Annotated in this window: 16 protein-coding genes; 4 read left to right on the top strand and 12 right to left on the bottom strand. The window is 63.2% G+C overall.

What is annotated here, in order from left to right:
• Positions 1–245: 245 nt before the first annotated feature.
• On the bottom strand, positions 246–611 hold the full coding sequence (locus OKB87_RS20615; RefSeq protein WP_270828403.1) for a hypothetical protein: 366 nt from the start codon (positions 609–611) through the stop codon (positions 246–248).
• A 597-nt stretch (positions 612–1208) separates the two neighbouring features.
• The gene (locus OKB87_RS20610; RefSeq protein WP_270828402.1) at positions 1209–3143 is read right to left on the bottom strand and encodes an amidohydrolase; all 1935 of its coding nucleotides are present in this window, start codon (positions 3141–3143) and stop codon (positions 1209–1211) included.
• A gap of 166 nt (positions 3144–3309) precedes the next feature.
• Between OKB87_RS20610 and OKB87_RS20605 the strand changes: the two genes are divergently transcribed.
• Positions 3310–4002 (top strand): TetR/AcrR family transcriptional regulator, encoded by a 693-nt coding sequence (locus OKB87_RS20605; protein ID WP_270828401.1) that lies wholly within the window; start codon positions 3310–3312, stop codon positions 4000–4002.
• Between the two features lie 111 nt (positions 4003–4113).
• On the opposite strand, the gene OKB87_RS20600 is transcribed toward OKB87_RS20605, so the two are convergent.
• The 3 genes from OKB87_RS20600 to OKB87_RS20590 all read right to left on the bottom strand — a co-directional run bounded on the left by OKB87_RS20600 (position 4114) and on the right by OKB87_RS20590 (position 7203).
• Complete coding sequence (locus tag OKB87_RS20600; protein WP_011705831.1) at positions 4114–5367, bottom strand: D-amino acid dehydrogenase; 1254 nt, start codon at positions 5365–5367, stop codon at positions 4114–4116.
• A 151-nt stretch (positions 5368–5518) separates the two neighbouring features.
• On the bottom strand, positions 5519–7039 hold the full coding sequence (locus OKB87_RS20595; RefSeq protein WP_270828400.1) for a cryptochrome/photolyase family protein: 1521 nt from the start codon (positions 7037–7039) through the stop codon (positions 5519–5521).
• Positions 7039–7203, bottom strand: a complete 165-nt coding sequence (locus tag OKB87_RS20590) for a DUF2256 domain-containing protein (RefSeq protein ID WP_270828399.1) — start codon at positions 7201–7203, stop codon at positions 7039–7041. The genes OKB87_RS20595 and OKB87_RS20590 overlap by 1 nt, the downstream gene beginning before the upstream one ends.
• A 479-nt stretch (positions 7204–7682) precedes the next feature.
• Here OKB87_RS20590 and OKB87_RS20585 point away from each other — a divergent pair, with 479 nt between their 5' ends.
• Entirely contained in the window at positions 7683–9068 is a 1386-nt protein-coding gene (locus OKB87_RS20585) for a tryptophanase (RefSeq protein ID WP_270828398.1), read from the top strand.
• A gap of 86 nt (positions 9069–9154) precedes the next feature.
• On the opposite strand, the gene OKB87_RS20580 is transcribed toward OKB87_RS20585, so the two are convergent.
• Positions 9155–10099, bottom strand: coding sequence for an amonabactin ABC transporter substrate-binding protein (locus tag OKB87_RS20580; RefSeq protein WP_270828397.1), 945 nt, complete (start codon positions 10097–10099; stop codon positions 9155–9157).
• Between the two features lie 156 nt (positions 10100–10255).
• Here OKB87_RS20580 and amoD point away from each other — a divergent pair, with 156 nt between their 5' ends.
• Positions 10256–11041, top strand: coding sequence for an amonabactin biosynthesis phosphopantetheinyl transferase AmoD (gene amoD, locus OKB87_RS20575; protein ID WP_270828396.1), 786 nt, complete (start codon positions 10256–10258; stop codon positions 11039–11041).
• Between the two features lie 61 nt (positions 11042–11102).
• Here the strand turns inward: amoD and OKB87_RS20570 are convergent, their stop codons facing one another.
• From OKB87_RS20570 to OKB87_RS20550, 5 genes are all read right to left on the bottom strand, one after another.
• Positions 11103–11906 (bottom strand): amonabactin ABC transporter ATP-binding protein, encoded by an 804-nt coding sequence (locus OKB87_RS20570; protein ID WP_252377307.1) that lies wholly within the window; start codon positions 11904–11906, stop codon positions 11103–11105.
• A gap of 43 nt (positions 11907–11949) precedes the next feature.
• Entirely contained in the window at positions 11950–13017 is a 1068-nt protein-coding gene (locus OKB87_RS20565) for an amonabactin ABC transporter permease subunit 1 (protein WP_039213545.1), read from the bottom strand.
• A gap of 13 nt (positions 13018–13030) precedes the next feature.
• The gene (locus tag OKB87_RS20560; RefSeq protein ID WP_011705838.1) at positions 13031–14047 is read right to left on the bottom strand and encodes an amonabactin ABC transporter permease subunit 2; all 1017 of its coding nucleotides are present in this window, start codon (positions 14045–14047) and stop codon (positions 13031–13033) included.
• A 67-nt stretch (positions 14048–14114) separates the two neighbouring features.
• Positions 14115–16088: a siderophore amonabactin TonB-dependent receptor gene (locus tag OKB87_RS20555; protein WP_270828395.1), complete on the bottom strand. Its 1974-nt coding sequence runs from the start codon at positions 16086–16088 to the stop codon at positions 14115–14117.
• Between the two features lie 57 nt (positions 16089–16145).
• A complete protein-coding gene (locus OKB87_RS20550; protein WP_270828394.1) occupies positions 16146–17375 on the bottom strand; it encodes a siderophore amonabactin export MFS transporter in 1230 nt (409 codons plus the stop codon).
• 250 nt (positions 17376–17625) lie between these two features.
• Here OKB87_RS20550 and OKB87_RS20545 point away from each other — a divergent pair, with 250 nt between their 5' ends.
• Positions 17626–18378: a hypothetical protein gene (locus OKB87_RS20545; RefSeq protein WP_045789627.1), complete on the top strand. Its 753-nt coding sequence runs from the start codon at positions 17626–17628 to the stop codon at positions 18376–18378.
• Positions 18379–18438: 60 nt separating this feature from the next.
• Here the strand turns inward: OKB87_RS20545 and OKB87_RS20540 are convergent, their stop codons facing one another.
• Positions 18439–18909: a DUF2919 domain-containing protein gene (locus OKB87_RS20540; RefSeq protein WP_219312624.1), complete on the bottom strand. Its 471-nt coding sequence runs from the start codon at positions 18907–18909 to the stop codon at positions 18439–18441.
• Positions 18910–18948 lie beyond the last annotated feature (39 nt).

Genomic DNA, 18948 nt, shown 5'->3' with positions numbered 1-18948 from the left:
AGCTTGCTCCGGTCCACTTAATGTTTCTAAAATTTTATGAATCTTCCAAGCCTCATCACGCCTAAATAGATTTCCATTAAAATATAAAGATGTTTGTGAGTCTACTTGTTCAACATCTACGAAGCCAATAGTTTCACAACTACCTAAGAAATATTCCTGTTCAGTCTTGGATGTTTTGAATTTATCCGAAAGGCTTTCGGCAATTAGTTTTTTTCGTGAGGCCTATTTGATGTGTATTCTGATAATTATATTGCGGCTAGTTCAATGTTTGTAGGTGATAGGCTGTCAAATAGTTTAGCTGTGTGCTCTAGGGCCGTCTGAGTGTTTACACCTAGCACAGATACATCACCAGTCCTTCCTCGATCAACAACACCTATCCTGCTTAATGTATCCAGAAGTCCCGACAGCTCGAGCTTGCTAATATTTGATGCTTGAGCGAGTACATTAACTCTTTCCTGTTTTAATGTAATCTGATTGTCAGATGAAAGTGCGGAAAGAAGTATACCAGCTTTACCTGCAGTATAAGTGTTTTCGAAGCTGGAGTGATTGGTGACATTTTGTAGCTTCGTTGTTTGATGAACCAGCCAAGCACCTTTGACTTTATTATCCATCACGCCCTCTAAAATGTATTGATTGTAGAATGTATCGTAACCACTTAGGGCTATGTTGGCAATCCATCCATATATTCAATTTTTTTGAGGTTTATCAAAAAAATCAATAAATGAGAGCTAACTTTAATACTCGTTGGTAGTTTGATCACAAACTAAATTCTGATATCAACTTCTTAGTTAAAGGGTTTCCCCACAAATACTTTTTCGCCATTAGACACCTACCCACCGAATTCAACAAAAGTAATGCACATAGAGTTATTGCCAGAGTCCTAATGAACGAAGCTAGTGACGCTTAAGAGCACCTCGCTACGCTCGCTTTGCGGCGTAGCACCCAGCCATCAAGACGGGTTCGCTTAACGGCACTGCCAGCGGCCACACCCATGAGCCGGGTTACATCTTCATCGTACTTATTCTTGGCAAGATCAATCAGGCGGTGCAGCCGCATCGGCCACGTATCCCGTGAGCAGACAGGGTTGTCCGAGTCATGGCTCAAGGCGGAGCGCTGGATGGTGATGGCCAAGTAATTGAGACCCTTCGCACATTACACAGGGTAGAAAAAGGCCCCTCGCGGGGCCTTTTTGTTGTCTGCGGCTTGGCTCAGGGGGCCGGGTAGATGGTGTTGCCCTGAAACACGGTCTGTTCGACCCGGGTGTCGGCAATCTGCTCTGGGGTGCCGGCCTCGACCAGGGCGAACAGATCCCGGTCGAGCACGATGAAGTCGGCGGATTTACCCGCCTCGATGGAGCCGGTGATCTCCCCCTGGCGCACCGCCCTGGCACCGTTGATGGTGTAGGCGGCCAGCATCTCGGTCAGCGAGATGCGCTGGCTGGCGCGAAATGCATCGTCGCTGCCGGCCGCCCGCACGATGCCGGCGGCCATGTTTTCAAACGGGCGGGGATCCCGGCTGTCGACCGGCGCGTCGCTGCCCGCCACCAGGATGGCACCCGCCTTGCGGCTGCTCTCGACCGGATAGAGGGCTTGGTGCAGATAGCCCAGCGGATCGTAGAGTGCCTCACTCAGGGACTGGCCGGCCCTGGTTGGCTGGATGAAGGGGGTGACCAGCATGTCGTAGGCAAGCTGGGGCGTGGTCCAGGCATAGGTAAAGGTGAGGTAGAGCCCGAGCTCGCCGAGGCGGCGCTGATCATCCGGGTGCACCACCTGCAGGTGGGCCAGGGTGTGGGGGATGCCCCGATCGCCGTTGCTGGCGCGGGCGGCGGCCAGCGCATCGAGCCCGACCCGGGTGCTGCGATCACCGATGCTGTGCATGTGGATGCCAAAACCGGCCCCGTCCAGCGCGGTGACGTAGCGCTTCAGATCCGCCTCCCGGTAGTTGACGATGCCGTTGCTGCCGGCGTCTTCGCTGTCGGCGGTGATGGTGACCCGGCCGCTGTCCGGATCCAGCGCCAGATGGGGGTTCTGGTAGTTCTCCAGCATGCCGGCGTTGGGCAGGAAAGGCGGTGTGGTGAAGGGATCCCCCTCCAGCACCCCGTCGAGGAAGATCTTGACCGCATCGGCCTTGATCAGCGGGTTGCCGGCAAAGGCGCTTCTGACCTGAGTGGCCTTGGTCAGGTGCCCCTCGATGTCCAGCTTGCCGCTGTAGTCATCTTCGTGAAAGCAGGTGGCGGCGGTGATGCGCATCTGCAGCAGCCCCCGTGCCTGCATGCTGAGCAGGCGCTGGCGGATGAAGTCGGTGGCACAGGCGTCCTGCACGCCGGTGATACCGCGCGAGGCCATCAGGGTGGCGATGGCTGGCAGGATCTGCTCGTACTGGGCGGCGGCCCGCTCGTCGCTGGCGCTCAGCACCCCGCTGTCCGGTACCGGGATGGCGCTGCGGGCCCCCTCACGGATGACACCGCTGGTCAAGTCCACATAGGGGATGAACCGCTCGAACACCCCGCCCGGCGCCAATGTGGCGGGGTTGAAGCCCACCTGATTGCCATCCTGATCTTCGGCGCTGGCCAGTGCCTGCGAGTTGTAGGCACTGGCGTGACCGTCCGCCCCGAGCAGTACCACCGGATTGTCCGGCGCCACGGCATCCAGGGCGGCCAGCAGGGTGGCATGGCTGGCGGTCGGGGTATTGCCGTCATAGGGGGACCACTGATTGACCACCAGCCACTCGCCCGGCTGCCCGGCGTAGCGGGGCAGGCACGCCTTGACCTTGGCGGCCAGCTGATCGAGATCGACGGCCTGGCCATCCAGATCGCACATGGGCAGGGCCACGGTACCGAGCAGGTGGATGTGGTTGTCGTGCAGCCCCGGCAGCACCATGCGCCCCTGCAGATCCACCTGGCGGGTGGCGTTGGTCATGAAGGATTCGGCCCCCTGGCGTGAACCGACGTAGCGGAACTTGCCATTCTCGACCACCATGGCCTCGGCCAGGCTGCGCTGGCCGTCCTGGGTGTAAATCTTGCCGTTGAAGTAGAGGGTACTGGTCTGTTCCTGCGAGCGGTTGTCCTGCTGGCAGCCGCCGAGCAGGATCGTCATCAGCAGGGCGACCAGCCCCCGGCGGTGGTTGTGTTGTTTGCCATCCATTGCGTGCTCTCCTTGTATGATTGCAGTGATTACTGCAAATATGAGCACAGTTGTTTATTGCAGCTGTGCCGGAAAATGCCAGTGATTGCTGCACTTTTTTTGACTTGTGTTGAGTCTGTCTCATCATGTAGTGATGAGACTCGGTGACCATGGAGGGAGAGACGCAATGGCGGAACACGCATTGCCAGAGGGGCTCTGCATGCGGCGTCAGCCGCAGCAGCAGCGCAGTCAGGAGGTGGCGACCCGCATCGAGCAGGCCACCCTGGCGCTGCTGCGGGAGCAGGGGTTTGCGGCGCTCAACACCAATGCCATCGCCGCCCGCGCCGGGGTGGGCATCAAGTCGCTCTATCACCTCTATCCCAACAAAGAGGCGATCATCTGCCGGCTAGCGATGGACTGGCTGGCGGCGGTGTGCGAGGCGCAGGCGGCGATCCGCCAGCAGGCCGACGACTGGCCGCAGACCCTGGCCATGCTGGATCAGGCGCTGGACGAGCTGGATGAGCGCTTCGTCGGTTACGGGGCCCTGTGGCAGGCGATGGATCTCATCCCGGCTCTGCATGGGGTCGAGCAGGAGCACGAGCGCGGCCAGCTGGCATTCTGGCACGAGCGGCTGCGCCATTTTGGCTGCCGCTGGCCCGAACCCGAGCTCACCAGCCTGATCCGCTACTTCTACCGGACGGCGGATGTGGTCAAGCAGTGTGCCAAGGAGCAGGGACGCCTTGGGGATCCCATCTGGCTGCTCCATCGCCACTGGCTGCAGCAACTGGTGGCGAGCGCCATCGCCGAGCCGGATCCCGCCCGGGTGTGGCAGGCTCAGCCCGCCCTGATGCCGGGCGGCGCGGCGGCAGAGGCTGAATAAACCGCACTAGGGTCAAAACAAACTGCGGTCAAAACAAACTGGGGTCAAAACAAGAGGGAGTGCCAGGCACTCCCTCTTTGGGATGAAACGCGAAGAGACGCAGGACAAGGCTCAGCCGTAGCGGGCCAGGGTGAGCCCTTCGTCGCTGATGGCGGTGTCGCTGCCACTGATGAGATCGCACAGCAGCTGACCCGAGCCCGCCGCCATGGTCCAGCCCAGGGTGCCGTGGCCGGTGTTGAGCCAGAGCCCGGGGATGGGGCTTGGGCCCACCAGCGGGGTGCCGTCCGGCGTCATGGGGCGCAGCCCGGTCCAGAAGTCGGCGCGGCTGATGTCGCCCCCCTCGGGGAAGAGATCGCCAACCACCATGGCCAGGGTGTCGTGCCGTTTCGGGTTGAGGGCCAGGTTGTAGCCAGACAGCTCCGCCATGCCGCCAACCCGGATCCGCTCATCGAAACGGGTGATGGCCACCTTGTAGGTTTCGTCCAGCACGGTACTGCGCGGCGAGGCCTCGGCGTTGATCATCGGCAGGGTGAGGGAGTAGCCCTTGACCGGGTAGACCGGCAGATCGAGCCCGAGCGGGCGCAGGAACCCGGTGGCATAGCTGCCGAGGGCACAGACGATGGCGTCGGCTTTGAAGCGCTGCTCGCCGGCCCGCACCGCCACGGCGCGTCCCTGCGCCAGTTCGATCTCGTCGATGGCGCAGTTGAACACGAACTTGACCCCCAGTCGCTGCGCTTCTGCTGCCATGGCCTTGGTGAAGCGGAAGCAGTCGCCGGTCTCATCACCCGGCAGGCGCAGGCCGCCCACTATCTTGCCGCGTACCCGGGCTAGCGCCGGCTCTGCCCCTTCACAGCCAGCGGCATCGAGGGACTGGTAGGGCACGCCGTACTCTTCCAGCACCTCGATGTCGCGCTTGCTGGCATCGAGCTGGGCCTGACTGCGAAACAGCTGCAGGGTGCCGAGCTGGCGCCCTTCATAATCGATGCTCAGCTCGTCGCGCAGCAGCTTCATGCAGTCGCGGCTGTATTCGGCCAGCCGCACCATGCGCCCCTTGTTGACCGCATAGGCCGCCGGGGTGCAGTTGGCAAACATCTTCAGCATCCAGCGCAGCTGGAAGGGATCCGAGGTCGGTCGCACCGTGAAGGGGGCATGCTTTTGCAGCAGCCACTTGGCGGCCTTGAGGGGAATGCCGGGGGCCGCCCAGGGGGCCGCGTAACCGGGGGAGATCTGGCCGGCATTGGCGTGGCTGGTTTCAAGGGCCACCCCGTCACGCCGCTCCAGCAGGGTCACCTTGTGACCCGCCTTGGCCAGATACCAGGCGCTGGTCACGCCGACCACGCCACCACCGAGTACCACTATGTCCATCTTGTCTCTCCTTGACTGGGGCCCTCACCTTAATCAGCCGCCACAGGATATTCAACTGGTGTAGATATAATTGGGATATATATCTATTTACATTTATTTAACTGGTTTTCAATGTTGAAAAGTGTGTACTTGTTGGTATTAGCTGTGGCAGTCAGAGTTGCTCCAGCCGGATCAGGTACTGCTCCGCCGTCCCTAGGATGGCGTGCTGCTGTTCGGCGGCCTGGCCATCCCAGTTGGCATAGGACAGGGCGAGGCGAGGATTGTTGCCAAGTTTGTCCCGATTGCGCCATAAAAAGTGCCAGTAGAGGCTGTTGAAGGGGCAACTCCCATCGCCGCTGCGGGCTTTGACCTGATAGTGGCACCCCTTGCAGTAGTGGCCCATCCGCTCGAGATAGGCGCCGCTGCTGGCGTAGGGCTTGCTGCCCATCAGGCCGCCGTCGGCAAACTGGCTCATGCCGCGGGTGTTGGGCAGCTCCACCCACTCGATGGCATCTACATAGATGCCGAGATACCAGGCATCCACCTCGTCAGGATCGATCCCCGCCAGCAGGGCAAAGTTGCCGGTCACCATCAGTCGCTGGATATGGTGGGCGTAGGCGTGCTCCAGAGACTGGCCAATGGCGTGGCGCACGCAGGCCATCTTGGTTTCGCCGCTCCAGAAAAAGCCGGGCAGCGGCCGCTTGGCCCCGAGAAAATTGGTCTGCTGATAGGCGGGCATCTTTTCCCAGTAGAGGGCGCGCACGAACTCGCGCCAGCCGAGGATCTGGCGGATAAAGCCCTCCACTTGCGCCAGGGTGATGGTGCCCTGATTGGCCTGCCAGTGGGCTTCGGCGGCGCGGATCACCTCGAGCGGATGGAGCATCTTGCTGTTGAGGGAAAACGACAGGCGGCTGTGAAACAGGCTCCAGCCACGCTCGCTCAGGGCATCCTGATAGCGGCCAAAGTGGGGCAGGCCGTGGGCCAGAAAATGGGCCAGCAACTCGCGACTCTGGCGCCGGCTGATGGGCCAGGGCAGTCTGCTGGCATCTGCCTCGCCGATGGTGCTGACCCCGTGGCGGGTCAGCATGGCATCGATGTCGCTCACCTCGTTGGCAAAGGTGAGCGGTGCCGGGATGGGGTGGCTCGCCGGCAGCTTGGCGCGGTTCTCGTCATCAAAATTCCAGCGCCCGCCAAGGGGCTGGCCGCGCTCATCGAGCAGCACCCTGTATTGCTTTCGCAGGGCGCGGTAGAAGAACTCCATCCGGCTGTGAGGATAGCGCTGCCAGCCATCGCGGGGGGTGAGGAAATGTTCGCTATCCACCTCGGTGGCAGGGATGGCCAGGCCAGCTGCCCAGCTTTTCAACTGGCTGGCGAGGCGCCACTCGTCCGGGCTCTGCCAGGCAACGCTGTCGGCCTGATGTGCTTCGAGCTGGGCTGCCAGCAAGCTGGGCAAGTCGGGCCAGCGGGCGCTCTCATCGAGGGTCAGGTAACAGACGCGGTGGCCCGCTTTTTTGAGAGCCGCCGCGAAGGCGCGCATGGCGGCAAAGAAGGCCAGCACTTTCTGGCGATGGTGGCGACAGTAGTCGGTCTCCTGGCGCAGCTCTGCCATCAGATAGCAAACCGCCGGATCCGGTGTGCGAAACCAGCTGTGACCGGCATTCAGCTGATCGCCGAGCACTAGGCGCAGCTCCATCAGACTGGCTCCCCGTTATGTTGACGGCTGCTATGACGAGTGCGGCGACAGCGCTCGCTGCAGTAACGCACGGCCTCCCAGCAATTTGCCCACTTGCGCCGCCAGCTGAAGGGACGCTGGCAGACGGGGCAGATCTTCTCGGGCAGATGGGGTTTGCGATGCATGGGTCTTCCGGCTGTGGGCAACGAGGTGCGTGAACAGGGTCAAGTCAACGGGATAACAGCTTAACGAAGCGGGGCGCAGGGGGGATCACTGTTGCCCGCATCGGGCCGGATGACCGGATGAATGGACGCTTTGTGAGCAGGCGCACAGCCCGGCGGTGCGCCTCTTGTCTGCCAATTAACCTGCCGTTAACGTGGCGAGGCTGCCCGCTGGCAGCACTCATCAATGGATCTTAATTGGCCACCGACTGTTTACAACCGACATGGAGGGGAGTGATGCCAATCATGACAGCTACGCCCCGGGCAGCCTGCCTGCTCGCCCACTGGTACACCCGGGATCCCATTCTGACCCTCGACTTTCCTCACCGCTGATTGGCGGCACCCGCCGTTTGAATTTGTCAGCCGGACGACTCTGATCGCCCCGGCCTCTTTGCCAATCCCAATTTCAAACACACTGGCCTTGCGCCGGTGAGGAGTCTTTTATGCGTCGTATACCCGAGCCGTTTCGTATCAAGATGGTCGAGCCCATCAAACAGACCACTGGCGCCGAGCGCCGCGCCGCCCTCGAGGCCGCTGGCTGGAATCCCTTCCTGCTGCTGGCTGAAGATGTCTATATCGATCTGCTGACCGACAGCGGCACCGGTGCCATGTCCGACCGTCAGTGGGCCGGCATCATGATGGGGGACGAAGCCTATGCGGGCAGCCGCAACTTCGTCGAGCTGGAGCGCGCGGTGCGCGAGATCTTTGGCTATCAGCATGTGATGCCCACCCACCAGGGGCGCGGGGCGGAGCAGATCCTCTTCCCCGAGCTGGTCAAGCGCTGCAAGGGCAAGGCACCGGTGTTTATCTCCAACTACCACTTCGACACCACCAAGGCCCACGTGGAGTTGGCTGGCGCACGGGCCATCAACCTGCTCACCCCGAAAGCCCTCGATACCACGGCCCCTTACGCCTGGAAGGGGGATTTTGATCTTCCTCGCCTGACCGACACCATCGAGACCCTGGGGGCCGACAACGTGGCCGGCATCATCATCACGGTGACCTGCAACAGTGCTGGTGGCCAGCCGGTCTCCATGGCCAATATGGAGGCGGTCTCCGAGCTGGCCCGTCGCCACCAGATTCCGGTGGTGATCGACGCCGCCCGCTTTGCCGAGAACGCCTGGTTTATCAAGGCGCGGGATCCGGCTTATGCGAAGTGCAGCATCAAGGAGATAGTGCGCCAGATGTTTGCGCTGGGGGACATCTTCACCATGTCGGCCAAGAAGGACGGGCTGGTCAATATCGGCGGGCTCTGCTGCTTTAAAGAGGATCTCGATCTGTTCCGCGCCGTGCAGGTGCGCTGTGTGGCGATGGAGGGGTTTGTCACTTATGGCGGCCTCGCCGGGCGGGACATGGCGGCGCTCGCCATCGGCCTGCGCGAGGGGATGGATGAGGAGTATCTCACTTATCGCATCAGTCAGGTGGCTTATCTCGGCGAGCGGCTGGCCGAGGCGGGCATCCCCATCCAAACCCCCACTGGCGGCCATGCGGTGTTTGTCGATGCCAAAAAGCTGCTGCCCCATATTCCGGCCGAGCAGTTTCCGGCCCATGCGCTCGCCTGCGAGCTCTATCTGGAAGGGGGCGTGCGCGGGGTGGAGATCGGCTCCCTGCTGCTCGGGCGCGATCCCGCCACCGGCAAGCAGGAGGCAGCGGACTTTGAACTGTTGCGTCTCACCATTCCGCGCCGGGTCTACACCCGGGATCACATGGACTATGTGGCCGACTGCCTGATTGCGGTGAAAGCGCGGGCCAGCGACATTCGCGGGCTCACCTTTGACTACGAGCCGCCACTGCTGCGCCATTTCACCGCACGGCTCAAGCCGGTCTGAATGCTGCCTGTCCCTTGGGGATTGGTCGCAACATAAAAAAGAAGCCCGCATATGCGGGCTTCTTTGTGGGCTGCAATCACGCGGGCTTATTGGGTGATGGGGGCCGCATCGGGTTTGGCCAGCAGTTGCTCGACGTCGTCGATCACCTTGAGGGCCGCCTGGGGGCCGCCGGTGGAGGTCCACAGGGAGCCGTCCACGGTGCCGAAGCGCTTGCTCTTGATGGCGCCGAGCTGCTGGAAGGCCGGGGTCTGCTCGGCCTGCTTCATGGCATCCACCGCATCGCCGCTGGCGCTCAGGGTGCCGATCACCAGCCAGTCGCCGTCCAGCAGGTTGAGGGATTCGAGGCTCAGGGCCGGGGAGTGGGGGGTCTTGTCACCGATCTGGTGGGTCGGTCGGGTCAGCCCCATCTCTTCCACCACGCTGCTGGCGAAGGTGCCGCTGTGCATGTAGCTGGGGCCCTTGGGGTTCCAGCGCACTATGCTCAGGCGTTCGCCCTGATGCTTGGCGAGCTTGCTGCGGGCTTGCTGCAGGCGGGCGTCATACTGGGCGAGGAAGGTCTTGGCTTCGGCGTCCCGGTTGAGCACGTGGGCGCTGCGATTGAAGATCTCCTTCCAGGAGTCACCCCAGTTGCCGGTGACCACGGTGGGGGCGATCTCCTTGAGCAGGGCCAGCAGCTCGGGCTTGGTCTGGCCGGTGAGGATGAGATCCGGTTCCAGATCGATCAGCTTCTCCAGGTTGGGGTTGTCCAGATCGCCGACCACGGCGATCTCCTTGCCCGCCTGTTGCAGCAGGTAGCGGGGCAGGGTGGACTGGCCGCGGCCATTGACGGTGCCGACCGGTTGCAGCCCCAGGGTCAGGGCGCTGTCCAGATCGATTTCGCTCAGCACCACCACCCGCTTGGGCTGGGCCGGTACGACCTGGGTCTTGCCGTCGGCATCGGTCACCTGACGGGTCTCGCTGCCGGCCTGTGCCTGGAAGCCGACCAGGCTGGCCAGCATCAGCACGGCAGCCAGGGGAGAGGAGATCTTCATCGTTACATCCTTCTTGGTGAAATCAGTGGAACACTGGGTCCCAAACGGGCGAACTCATGCTACCACAAATTCAAATGATAAGAATTGTCATTTGTGTTTGTGGCGTAGAGAGGGGACGGTTTGCTACCATGCGGGCTCACCCACCAAGGGCTCTTCGTGATGTTCATTGCCACTGCGCCGGCCTGTTCACTGGATCGCTTTATCGTGCAGGCCGACAGCCTGCCGCTGCCCGGCGCGGCGCATCTGGCGTTGCAACGGGTCTGCTTTGACCCCGCCGCCTTCACCCCGGCTTGTTACGATGCGGCCGGCATGGTGCTGCCCGCCAGCTTGCAGCGCGCGGCCCCCAAGCGGCTGGGGGAGTTTCTGGCCGGCCGGCTGGCGGCGCGCCGGGCCTTGCACCCCTTTGGTCTGGGCCAGCAGCAGGTGAGCATCGGGGCGGCTCGCGAACCCTGCTGGCCTGCGGGGTTTGAGGGCAGCATCAGCCACAGCCTGTTGCAGGGGCGCGGCATGGCGCTGTGTGCGGTGCGCCCCGGCCGGGCGGGGATGGGACTGGATCTGGAGGGCTGGCTGGCAGAGGGACAGGCGAGCGAGCTCTGGCCCGGCATTGCCAGCGGGGAGGAGTGGACCCGACTGGCGGCCGCTGCCCACGCCGTCGGCCTGAGCAGGGGTGAGGCGCTCACCTTGATTTTTTCGGCCAAGGAGAGCCTGTTCAAGGCGCTCTACCCCAGGGTGGGGCGCTATTTTGACTTTCTCGATGCCCGCTGGCTGACCATGACGGAGCAGACCCTCACCCTCGAACTGGTGGGCGGGCTGACTCCGGATCTGCCCGCCGGTTGGTGCTGCACTGTGTACTGGCAGCCAATGTACTGGCAGACACAGCATTGGCAAACAGGGTACTGGCAAACACGGTCGGGCGGGGTGCTCACCAGCCTGCTGCTGTGAGTGGCGGCACGCCGAGATACAAGCATAAAAAAACCGCCTCTCGGCGGTTTTTTTATGGGGCTCAGGCCGGTTGGCACATGGCAAAGGCGTGCGGTCTGCGGCGCGGCACTATGATGGGGGCGCCGTCGCCGGGGGCGTGCAGTATGTCCACGTCGGTCTGGTAGAGGCGGTCGATGAGGGACTTGGTCACCACCTCGCGGGCCGGTCCCATGGCCTGGATGCCGCCATCCCCCAGCGCGATAAGCTCGTCGCAGTAGCGGGCGGCGGTGGCGAGATCGTGGATGACGATGAGCACCGTCTTGCCCTCGGCGGTGATCTGGTGGATGGCTTCCATCACCTCGGTCTGGTGGCCGATGTCGAGGGCGCTGGTGGGTTCATCCAGCAGGATGATGTCCGCATCCTGGGCCAGCACCATGGCGAGCCACACCCGCTGGGCCTGGCCGCCGGAGAGAGAGCTGGCGCTCTGCTGCAAAATGTCGCCCAGCTGCATCCGCTCGCAGGCCCAGCGCACCATGCGGGCATCCTCCTCGCTCCACTGATTGAACCAGCCCTGATGGGGATGGCGGCCGTACTGCACCAGCTGCTCGACCTGGATACCGGCGGGCACCAGCGGACGCTGGGGCAGGTAGGCGAGCTCGCGGGCCAGCGCCTTCTTGCCGTAGCTGGCCAGCGGCTTGCCCTTGAGCAGGATCTCGCCGGCCTGCTGCTGCTCCTGGCCTGCCAGCAGTTTGAGCAGGGTGGACTTGCCGCCGCCGTTGGGGCCGACGATCCCCACCAGCTTGCCCTGGGGAATGGTGAAGGAGATGTCGTTGAAGACGGGCTTGTGCTGATAGCCAAATTGCAGGTGATTGATGGTGAGCGTCATCAGGCGGCCCTCGGTCTGTCTTGAAAATGGATGAATGGCATCGTCAGTCGGCCTTCTGGCGGTCTTTGAGCAGGATGAACAGCAGCAGCAGGCCGCCAAGAATACGGGTCATGATGCCGGTGGCCACCTCGTGGGGGCTGGCCAGCACTCGTACCAGGGTGTCGCTGGCCAGCAGCAGCAGGGCGCCGCACAGGGCGGCAATCCACAGCGGCACGATGCGATCCCGGCTGAGCCAGGAGGCGAGCACCGGGGCCGCCATGGCGATGAACACCACTGGGCCTCCGATGGCAGTGCCGAGCGCCGCCACGACGATGGCCTGGGCCAGCACGCCAAGCTGCACCCGGTTGACGTTCACCCCCAGACTCTGGGCGGTGACGGGGCCCAGACGCAGCACGCCCAGGGCCCGGGAGAGATAAATGATCCAGGGGCAGACAAGCAGGATCAGGATCCCCACCGGCAGCACAGTGCTGTAGCCCTGGCCGACGAAGTTGCCCATGTTCCACAGGTAGAGGCTGGTGAGGTGCACCAGCGACTGGGTGGACATCACGAACTGGCCGATGGCGTTCATCAGCTCGGAGACGCCGATGCCGATCACCACGAACAGGTAGCCCTGCTCCCCCGGCTTGTTGCACAGGGCATAGAGCACGGCGGCGGCAAACAGGGCGCCCAGCGGCGCGGCCCACCAGGGCCAGCTGCCGAGGGTCAGGTAGAGGGAGAAGGCGATGATGGCCAAGGAGGCCCCCTCGTTGACCCCGATCATGTCCGGGGTGGCGAGGCGGTTGCGAATGAGGGTCTGCACCAGGCAGCCGGAGAGACCCATGGCCGCTCCCGCCACCAGCACGGCGACGATGCGCGGCAGCCGGATCTTGAAGACGGTCACCTCGCTCAGCCGGTTGCCCTCGCCAAGCAGGGTCTGGATCACCCCTAGCATGGTGAGTTTGCCGGAGCCCAGGGTCAGCGCCAGCAGGGAGAGCAGCACCAGGGCGACCAGCAGCCCCAGCGTGATCAGCCAGGCGCGGCGGTGCAGCAACAGGGTGCGGCTGCCAACGCGCAGGCAGACGGTGCCGGTGGGAAGCGCCGTGGTGAGGGAGGGATGGATGGAATTGTTCATGAGGCAGGCAACCTTATTTGACGGCCAGCAGGGAGCGGAAGCCGCCGCTGCGCACCACCAGGATGAGCACGGGGGCACCGATCAGCGCCAGGATCACCCCGTTGGGCAGTTCGAACGGCTGGATCAGCCAGCGCGCCAGGATGTCGGCGCCGAGCAGAAACAGCACCCCGAACAGGGCGGAGAAGCGCACCTGGATGGCGAGGCGCACCGGCTCCACCAGGCGGGCGCAGTAGGCGGCGAGAAAACCGACGAAGCCGATGGGGCCGGCGATGGCGATGGCGCAGGCGGTAAACAGGGTGGCGGCCAGGAGCACGCCGATGCGCACCCGGGTCGGCCGGATGCCGAGCGCCAGCGCCTGGTTGTCACCCATCTGCATCAGGGTGAGCTGACGACAGAGCGCCAGGGTCAGCAGCAGGCCGAGCAGGGCAAAGGGCATCACGGTGAGCACCGCATCGAGATCCGAGGCGGCCAGCGACCCCAGATTCCAGAAGCGGAACTGTTCCAGCACCACCTGGTTGGAGAGCAGCAGGAAGTTGGAGAGGCCGCCGAAGGTGGCGGAGAGGGCAACCCCCACCAGGATGAGCTTGAGGGGGTTGGAGCGCCCCACCATCAGGCCGAGGCCGAGCACGATGAGGTTGCCGAGCAGGGCCCCCATGCCGGACCAGAGCAGGTAACCGTAGGCGGATTCGACGCCAAAATAGGTGAGGCCGATCACCAGGGCGAACACGGCGCCGGCGTTGACTCCGAGCAGGCCGGGTTCGGCCAGCGGATTGCGGGTGGCGCTTTGCAGCATGGAGGCCGCCAGCGCAAGACAGACGCCCACCACCAGGGCACACAGGGTGCGGGGCAGACGCAGGGTATGAACGATCATGGCGAGCTTTTCATCGGCCATGAGGGCGGGATCGCCCAGCAGAAATCCGGCGACCTCGCGGCCACCATAGACACCGGCGCCGGTGGCCAGTGAGAGACAAATGAGCAGGAACAGGAGAACCACTCCCAGCCAGAACAGGTGTGTTTGGTGTCTGTGCACCCGGCTACTCCTTAATGTCGAGGCAATAACAGCAGAAAAGGGAGCCCTGATGGGCTCCCTGCGGGGTTTACAGCTTGTAATCCACGCCGGCGTAGACGGTACGACCTTCCAGAATGAAGTCGGCGTCGGTGGCGACCTGGTCACGCTTGGTGTTGGTGAGGTTGGTGATGCCCAGCTTGAAGTCGAGCGCCGGGGTCACCTTCCACTTGGTGTTGACGTCCAGGGTCTGGTAGCTGTCGGACTTGAGCGCCTGGGAGTTGTGCATCGGCACCTTGATGAACTGGCTGCCCACGTACTGCCAGGCCAGGTTGGTGCTGACGATCTCGGTGGCTTGCCAATCCAGGCTCAGGTTGCCGGTGTGATCCGGGGTCTTGGCCAGATCGTCGCCAGTGCTCTTGTCTTCGGAGTCCAGCATGGTCCAGTTGCCGGTCAGCTTGACGTCGTCCATCACATCGACCCAGCCGGTCAGCTCCAGCCCCTTGACCCGCGCCTTCTTGACGTTGAGGTAGGTCATGACGGTTGGACGGTAGCCCGGGCCCCACTGATCGCTCTGGATCAGATCCTCGATGTCGTTGTGGAAACCGGTGAGGCCGGCGCCAAAGCGATCGGCTTCATAGGCGGTGCCCAGCTCGTAGCTGACGGCGGTTTCCGGTTTCAGATCCGGGTTGCCGATCACCTTGCAGGCGCCGCGGCAGGCGGTGGTGGCGAAGCCTTCGCTGGACTGGGCCAGGGTCGGGGCCTTGAACGCCTTGCCGGCGCCGCCCTTGATCACCCACTCGTCGCTCAGTTTGTAGAGCGCATAGGCGCGCGGGCTGAACTCGTTGCCATAGGTCTCGTGGTGATCCAGACGACCGGAGAGGGTCAGCGCCAGATCACCCAGGCTGAATTCATCCTGCAGGTAGAGGGCGCTCTGGCTCGCATCCACGCTGCCATTGGTGATGCTGCGACTGTGCTCCAGCTCGGTCTTGCGGAATTCCGCGCCTGAGGTCAGCAGGTGATCCCCCAGGTAGCCGCTCAGCTGGCCGTCGACCGTGTGGTTGGTCTGGGTGACATCGGCCGCGCCGCCGTTGAGCTGGGAGTCATCCATCAGATCGGTCTGCTCGAAGTAGTAGCGGGCGCGGCTGTCGAAGTGCTCCCAACGACCGTTGTGGGTCAGCCCCAGGCTCAGGCGATCGAGTTTTTGCACGTTGTGCGGGGTGGCCGGGGCGGTGGGGGCACGCGGTACGTTGTTGAAGTAGCTGTCCATGTCGTTCTGGTTGTAGCCCAGATCGAACTCCACATCCTGGTTGTCGGCCACCAGCCACTTCAGGCTGGAGAGCATGTTGACCACTTCCCGTTTCTCCAGCGCATCGGCGTCCTTGTTGTTGGACTGATCGCTGTGCCAGCGGTCGCGCTGATAGCCTTCCACCACCAGGCTGCCGAGCAGCTTGTTGTCGATCAGGGCGCCGGAGACGAAGGCGTTGCCACGGTTGGCATCGCCACCATCACCCTTGGTGGGCATGGTGTGGGTGTAGCCGAAGGCCGCCTCGGTCTGCTCCTTGGCCTGGCGCAGGATCACGTTGACCACGCCGCCGAGGGCGTCGGCGCCATAGAGGGAGGAGACGGGACCGCGGATCACCTCGATGCGCTCGATGGCGGCCATGGGGATGGAGCTCAAGTCGAAGTCATTGCCAAACGAACTGCCCAGGGTTTCGCGGGCGTTGACCCGCTTGCCGTTGATCAGCAGCAGGGTGTAGTCGCCGCCCATGCCGCGGATCTTGATCTCGCTGCGGCCGGTGGGGTTGGTGCCGATGATGTTGACGCCGGGCACGTGCTTGAGCGCTTCGCCGACGTTGTTGGCGTTCATCTTGTCCAGATCGGCGCGGGTCACCACAGAGACGCTGGCCGGGGCGGAGAGTTCGGTGTGCTGGGTCTGGGTGGCGGTAACCACCATGGTCTCGTTGGCCTTGACCGCTTCGGCCTGGGCCAGGCCTGGCAAGGCAAACAGGCCGAGGGAGAGCAAAATCGGGTTCAAGCGAAATACGCCAGGCTGCAACTGCATAGTCAAAACTCCATGAATAAAACAGAGGTTATGGGGTCCGGCTCTGGGGCCGGTGGCTCACTGACTTCCTTGTCTGGCGGTGCCAGACTCGGGGTTATTGTTATTCCTTGTCTGTGCCAGCCCCTTGAGCAGGAGCCAGACACCGCCGCAGGCCAGCAGGCTGCAGCCGATATTGATCCAGGCCAGATGGGCAAATCCGTGCAGCACGCCGCTCTCATCCGACACCAGCAACCTGGCGGAGAGCAGGCTGCCGAGCCCGGCCGCCACATTGGTGACCGTGCCCTGAAAAGACATGAAGGCGGCGCGCTGATGGGGGGCCGGGATGGAGGCCGTGATGGCGAGGGTGGTGCTGGAGCGGGCCGAGCTCAGCGCCATGAACAGGGTGAACAGCAGGTAGACGGGCACGCCGACCGGCATGGCGAAACCGAGCAGAGTGATCAGCGCCAGCAGCAGGCTGGTGATCAGGATGGCGGCCTGGGCCCGGCCCTGATCAATCCAGCTGCCGCACAGCCGCATGGTGGCCATGCTGGCGAGGCCGCCGCACAGATAGAGGGCGGCGATCTGCTCGCGCGGGAACGCCAGGTTGAACTGGAAGTAGTTGGCAAAGTGCGGGATCAGCAGGAAGTGACCGAACATTTGCAAACAGAGGATGAACAGGGCGCCCTGGCAGAGTGGGGAGGCCAGCAACTGGCGCAGGCCGCTGCCGTGAGGGGCGCGGCTGACCGGCAGCGAAGGCAGCAGGGTGGCGCAGAGCAGGGCCAGCAGCAGGCCGCAGACGCCAAACAGCAGGAAGGGGCTCTGCCAGCCAAACCACTGGGCCAGCACCAGAGCGATGGGCACCACCAGGATGGCGGCCAGCGAGAACGCCATGCCCACGTAGGCGAGACGACGGCCCCGCTCGGCAGGCGGTACCAGATCCAGCACGGCGGCCATCAGGATGGCGGCGAGCGGGCCGGCCACGCAGCCCGACAGGACGAACAGCACCAGCAGCTGCTGGCTGTTTTGTACCAGGGCGCAGGCCATCAGCAGCAGAAAACGTAAGGTGAGCAGCACCAGCAGGGCGGGCTTGCGGTTGACCCGATCGAGCCAGGGGGCGGCGATGAGCCCCATCAGGGCGGCACCCAGAGTAGCTCCGCCACTGAAGTAACCGGTCTGTTCCGGCTGCATGCCGAGGCTGATGACCAGATCCGGCCCGAGCGGCATCACCATCATCATGCTGCCCATGGAGAGCATGTTGACAAGCAGGGCCAGGTGGATGGCGGCGGGGGTGGTGGTCACTGGCTTCATCGACGGCAAGCTCAAAAAAATGAGACCGAATTGTATCCGAGCGATTTTTTCGTGACAACAAATGGTAATCATTTTTATTTGTGTTATTTGATCTGTCTCCGCTCTTTTCATAGAAAAATGAAGGGCCTGACCTTCACGGCGCGCATTGCTCACGGGCAAAATCATTGAAAAGCGGGGCGGATGGCCCATGATGACGAGGTGATGAGCAGGCCATGATCTGGTTGGCCGCCGAGTGGGACGGGAGGAGAAGATGAGAAGATGGCGCGGGTTTGGACTCTGGCTACTGTGGGGGCTCTGGTGCCTGCCGCTGCGGGCCGAGGTGAAGGTGATCCCGGTATTCGAGACCCAGGCGGCGGTGCAGACCCTCAAGGATCTCTATCCGGAGCTGGGGGTGAGCGCCATGGGCAACCAGCTGGTGCTGAGCGGCAGCGCCGCCCAGTTGCAGGAGGCCGAAGCGGCGCTGGCCAAATTCAACCAGCCGCCCCAGAGCCTGCTCATCGAGTGGCGAGTTGATGGCGCTTCCAGCAGTCAGCAGGCCGGTGTGGGGCTGGGCCGGGATGCCGCCAAGCGGCAGTGGTTGCTGGAGGGCAATGCCCAGCAGTATCAGCGCAGCCAGAACGACAGCTGGCAGGTACGCGGCCTGTCGGGTCGGCCGGTGCTATTGCAGATGGGCACCTATCAACCGGTCACCTTCTATCAGTGGAATGGAGGGGCAGTGGTGGGGATGATGCCGCTGGTGAACGGCCTCTATGCCACCGCCACCCTGATCGGCGACAGGGTACAGATAGCGCTCAGCAGCGAGCAGGCCAGGCTGGAGCAGGGCACCATCAACCGGGGGCAGAGCGCCACCGAGGTGAGCGGTGCTCCCGGTCAGTGGCTGACGGTGGGGGAGCTCTCCACCAGCGCGGCGCAGCAGGGCAGCAGTCTGGGCACCCAGTTGCAGGGGGGCAGTGGCAGTCAGAGCGATCGCCAGACCCTGCAGATCCGGGTCACGCGCCAGTGAGGCACCTGGTTAATCAGCTCGCCCCTCGGGTGACTGGTCATCCTGGTTGAACCTGACTGATCAGTTGCCGGCGTGGGGCTGATCGGCTGCGTATTCACGCAGCTGGCGGCTGCGCAGCAGATACCAGAGTGACCAGAGGGTGGCGACCAGCACCAGGGCGGTGGGCCAGCTGAACGACCACTTCTGCAGATTGAGGCTGTGCAGTTGCATCAGCAGGCCGCTGACGGCAGAGCAGAGCAGCAGCAATGGGCTGTGGCGCCTGAGCCAGGCCCGGATGCTGTGGGTCTGCTGATAGGTGCCACCGCAGGCGAGCAGCGCCAGTATGGCCGGCACGTCGGTCAGCAGGCTGATGTAGAGGGCGAGCCGGTCCGGGTAGAAGAGGGTCAGGATGGCGCTACCGCTCTCGCGGGTGACGCCGGCCATCAGAAACAGCCAGACCGAGCGGGTCAGCAAGAGGGCGATGGGCCAGAACCAGAGCGGGGGACGCAGCTGGCCGTGATCGTCATATCTGTGTTCGGGGTAGAGGGTCATGGTTGCCCGGGTTCGTCTGTGCAAAGGATAAGGATGAAG

The sequence above is a fragment of the Aeromonas sp. Y318-1 genome (genome assembly GCF_027706125.1).
Classification (GTDB): Bacteria; Pseudomonadota; Gammaproteobacteria; order Enterobacterales; family Aeromonadaceae; genus Aeromonas; species Aeromonas hydrophila.
The sequence above is the reverse complement of the archived record's forward strand: the minus strand, read 5'-3'. Positions and strand labels throughout refer to the sequence as shown.

What these genes read in the sequence shown, in the direction of transcription:
- OKB87_RS20615 (WP_270828403.1), bottom strand. Translation starts at nt 611, where the DNA reads ATGGATAATAAAGTCAAAGGTGCTTGGCTGGTTCATCAAACAACGAAG.
- OKB87_RS20540 (WP_219312624.1), bottom strand. Translation starts at nt 18,909, where the DNA reads ATGACCCTCTACCCCGAACACAGATATGACGATCACGGCCAGCTGCGT.
- OKB87_RS20595 (WP_270828400.1), bottom strand. Translation starts at nt 7,039, where the DNA reads ATGGAGCTGCGCCTAGTGCTCGGCGATCAGCTGAATGCCGGTCACAGC.
- OKB87_RS20550 (WP_270828394.1), bottom strand. Translation starts at nt 17,375, where the DNA reads ATGAAGCCAGTGACCACCACCCCCGCCGCCATCCACCTGGCCCTGCTT.
- OKB87_RS20570 (WP_252377307.1), bottom strand. Translation starts at nt 11,906, where the DNA reads ATGACGCTCACCATCAATCACCTGCAATTTGGCTATCAGCACAAGCCC.
- OKB87_RS20585 (WP_270828398.1), top strand. Translation starts at nt 7,683, where the DNA reads ATGCGTCGTATACCCGAGCCGTTTCGTATCAAGATGGTCGAGCCCATC.
- OKB87_RS20605 (WP_270828401.1), top strand. Translation starts at nt 3,310, where the DNA reads ATGGCGGAACACGCATTGCCAGAGGGGCTCTGCATGCGGCGTCAGCCG.
- OKB87_RS20555 (WP_270828395.1), bottom strand. Translation starts at nt 16,088, where the DNA reads ATGCAGTTGCAGCCTGGCGTATTTCGCTTGAACCCGATTTTGCTCTCC.
- OKB87_RS20580 (WP_270828397.1), bottom strand. Translation starts at nt 10,099, where the DNA reads ATGAAGATCTCCTCTCCCCTGGCTGCCGTGCTGATGCTGGCCAGCCTG.
- OKB87_RS20610 (WP_270828402.1), bottom strand. Translation starts at nt 3,143, where the DNA reads ATGGATGGCAAACAACACAACCACCGCCGGGGGCTGGTCGCCCTGCTG.
- OKB87_RS20590 (WP_270828399.1), bottom strand. Translation starts at nt 7,203, where the DNA reads ATGCATCGCAAACCCCATCTGCCCGAGAAGATCTGCCCCGTCTGCCAG.
- OKB87_RS20600 (WP_011705831.1), bottom strand. Translation starts at nt 5,367, where the DNA reads ATGGACATAGTGGTACTCGGTGGTGGCGTGGTCGGCGTGACCAGCGCC.
- OKB87_RS20545 (WP_045789627.1), top strand. Translation starts at nt 17,626, where the DNA reads ATGAGAAGATGGCGCGGGTTTGGACTCTGGCTACTGTGGGGGCTCTGG.
- OKB87_RS20565 (WP_039213545.1), bottom strand. Translation starts at nt 13,017, where the DNA reads ATGAACAATTCCATCCATCCCTCCCTCACCACGGCGCTTCCCACCGGC.